Annotated in this window: 5 protein-coding genes; all 5 read left to right on the forward strand. The window is 73.7% G+C overall.

The genetic code is table 11. The features are described 5' to 3' along the window. A partial coding sequence (locus tag ACFPL3_RS41910; RefSeq protein ID WP_465269454.1) for a P-loop nucleotide/nucleoside kinase family protein occupies nt 1-296 on the forward strand: 296 nt, incomplete at its 5' end. A 121-nt stretch (nt 297-417) separates the two neighbouring features. Further along, nucleotides 418-1,071 carry a response regulator transcription factor gene (locus ACFPL3_RS41915; RefSeq protein ID WP_343942132.1) on the forward strand — a complete coding sequence of 218 codons (654 nt, stop codon included), beginning with the start codon at nt 418-420 and terminating at the stop codon, nt 1,069-1,071. A 127-nt stretch (nt 1,072-1,198) separates the two neighbouring features. After that, nucleotides 1,199-1,441 (forward strand): SHOCT domain-containing protein, encoded by a 243-nt coding sequence (locus tag ACFPL3_RS41920; protein ID WP_343942133.1) that lies wholly within the window; start codon nt 1,199-1,201, stop codon nt 1,439-1,441. 5 nt (nt 1,442-1,446) lie between these two features. Beyond that, nucleotides 1,447-1,899 carry a pyridoxamine 5'-phosphate oxidase family protein gene (locus ACFPL3_RS41925; RefSeq protein ID WP_343942134.1) on the forward strand — a complete coding sequence of 151 codons (453 nt, stop codon included), beginning with the start codon at nt 1,447-1,449 and terminating at the stop codon, nt 1,897-1,899. A gap of 52 nt (nt 1,900-1,951) precedes the next feature. Further along, on the forward strand, nt 1,952-2,750 hold a 799-nt coding region (locus ACFPL3_RS41930), incomplete at its 3' end, for a SulP family inorganic anion transporter (protein ID WP_379591015.1).

Below are 2,750 nucleotides of genomic sequence, written 5' to 3' on the forward strand. Positions count from 1 at the left end.
AGTCGGTGGTGCTCGACGCATCCTGGACCGCCGCCCCGCACCGCGCAGCCGCGGCGGAGATCGCGTGGCGCACGAACAGCGAGCTGGTGCAGCTGCGGTGCCGTGCCGAGGCGCAGACCGCGGCCCGACGCATCGCCGGGCGGGCCCCGGGCGCGTCCGACGCCACTGCCGCCGTCGCCACCCTGATGGCGCGCACCGCCGACCCCTGGGAGGACGCCACCACGATCGACACCACCGGCCCGGTCGGGGCCTCGGCGGAGCGGGCGGCGGCGCACTGGCGCGAGGCCGCGGGCTGAGGAGCCAGGTGGACCAGCGCGGATGGGCCGTCCCGACCCGTCCCCATGTGGAGTTCCGGTTCCCCGGCAACGGATCGCAGGGCGATCGTGGAACGCCTTCCGAAGTCGAAGGGCAGAACCCGTGGCCATCTCCGTGTTCCTGCTCGACGACCACGAGATCGTCCGCCGCGGCATCGCCCAGCTGCTGGAAGCCGAGGAGGACATCACGGTCGCGGGCGAGGCGGGCACCGCGGCGCAGGCGCTGGCCAGGATCCCCGCGCTGCGCCCCGACGTGGCGATCCTCGACGTCCGCCTGCCCGACGGGGAAGGCATCACCGTGTGCCGGGAGGTCCGGTCCGCGATCACGCCGCCCCCGGCATGCCTGATGCTCACCTCCTACTCCGACGACGAGGCCCTCTTCGGCGCGATCATGGCCGGCGCCGCCGGCTACCTGCTCAAGCAGGTCACCGGCGTGGACCTGGTCGCCGCGGTCCGCACGGTGGCGGCCGGCGGATCGCTCCTCGACCCGAGGGCCACCGCCGTCGTGCTCGAACGGCTGCGCAAGGGCAGCGAGCCCACCGACCCGCGCTACGAGTCGCTGAGCCCCCAGGAGCGGCGGATCCTGCACCTGATCGCCGACGGTCTCACCAATCGCCAGATCGGCGCCGAGATGTTCCTCGCCGAGAAGACCGTCAAGAACTACGTGTCGTCGCTGCTGCACAAGCTCGGGTTCTCCCGCCGCACCGAGGCCGCCGTCTACGCCGCTGAGCTGCGCAAGGACGGCAGGTCGCGCTGACGCCGCCGACAGGGCTTCCGGCAGCGCAGGTCGGGACCATCGTCCGCTGCCGCGCCTGCACCCCGGCGCGAGCATCTGCGGTATCGAGTGGAGGAGGCCCGACGTGATGTGGTGGAACGTCCCGGGGATGAGCGGCTGGGGATTCGCGATCATGAGCATCTGGACGGTCCTGTTCGCCGCCCTGGTGATCGTCGGGCTGGTGGCTGCCGCCCGGATCCTCCGGGCACCTGCCGATCGGCTACCGCAGGCCCGCCCGACTCCCGAGGATCTGCTGGGTGAGCGGTTCGCCCGCGGCGAGATCGACGAGCAGGAGTACCGGCAGAGCCTGGAAACAGTGCGCAGCGTCCGCCGGTCGGGGATCGAGGCCTGAGGGCGGTGGCAGCGGATCCGGCGGCCACCGTCGAGCTGGCGGAGCTCGCCGAGGCGGAGTGCCTCGGCCTGCTCGCCGGCAAGTCGATCGGCCGCGTCGTCTTCACCGACGCCGCGCTCCCGGCAGCACAACCGGTGAGCTACCTCCTCGACGGCACGGAGGTCGTCTTCCGCACCGGCGGCGGGGCGAAGCTCGCCACCGCCACCCGCGGCGCGGTCGTGGCCTTCGAGGTCGACGAGATCGACACCGCCACGCGGACCGGGTGGTCGGTGCTCGGCGTCGGCGAGGCGTACGAGGTGCTCGACCCCCACCGCCTGGCCGAGCTGGCCCGACGGATGCCCGCTCCGTGGACCGGTCTGTGGGCACCGAACTGCGCCGCCCACACGATCGCCGTACCGCTGCGACGGCTCACCGGTCGGCGGTTGGTCAGCGCCGCACCGGTAGATGAACCTGGCTGACACGCTGGGCCCGGTCCGGCTCGGAGCGGGTCTGCGGCCGGGGATCGATGCGGTGCGCCGACACGATCTCGGGGCCGTGCGCGGGGACGCGGTCGCCGGGCTCACCGTCGCCGCGTACCTGGTGCCGCAGGTGCTGGCGTATGCGGAGCTCGCCGGGGTCACCCCGGTGGCCGGGCTGTGGGCCGCCACTGCCGCACTGGCCACCTACGCCGTGCTCGGGTCGTCGCGCCAGCTCTCGGTCGGGCCCGAGTCCACGACCGCCCTGATGACCGCGATCGCCGTCGCCCCGCTCGCGGCCGGCGATCCGGACCGGTACGCGGTGCTCGCCGCGGCGCTCGCCCTGCTGGTGAGCGGCATCTGCCTGCTCGGGCGCCTGGCCCGGCTCGGGTTCCTGGCCGACCTGTTCTCCCGCCCCGTGCTGGTCGGCTACCTCACCGGCATCGCGCTCATCATGATCTCCGGCCAGCTCGAGAACGTGACCGGCGTCCCCACCAGCGGGGACACCTTCCTCACCGAGGTCGTCTCGTTCGCCCACGGTATCGGCGACGCGCACCTGCCGACCCTGCTGCTGTCCACCGCCGTCCTCGCGTTCCTGCTGGCAGCCTCACGTCTGTTCCCCCGGATCCCCGGGCCACTGCTGGCTGTACTGCTCGCCGCCGCGGCCACCGCGCTGCTCGCGCTCGACCGGCTCGGCGTACAGCTCGTCGGGCCGGTCCCCGGCGGGCCCCCTCCCGGAACTGCCGCCGGTGACCGCCGCCGACCTGGCCGACCTCCTGCTCCCGGCCCTCGGCATCGCGATCGTCGGCTGCTCCGACAACGTCCTCACCGCACGCGCCTTCGCCGCGCGGAAG

The sequence above is a fragment of the Pseudonocardia zijingensis genome (assembly GCF_042657305.1).
In the GTDB taxonomy this organism is placed as follows: Bacteria; Actinomycetota; Actinomycetes; order Mycobacteriales; family Pseudonocardiaceae; genus Pseudonocardia; species Pseudonocardia zijingensis.

Excerpts from the sequence above, each read along its gene's own strand:
- ACFPL3_RS41920 (WP_343942133.1), top strand. The coding sequence starts at position 1,199 with ATGAGCGGCTGGGGATTCGCGATCATGAGCATCTGGACGGTCCTGTTC.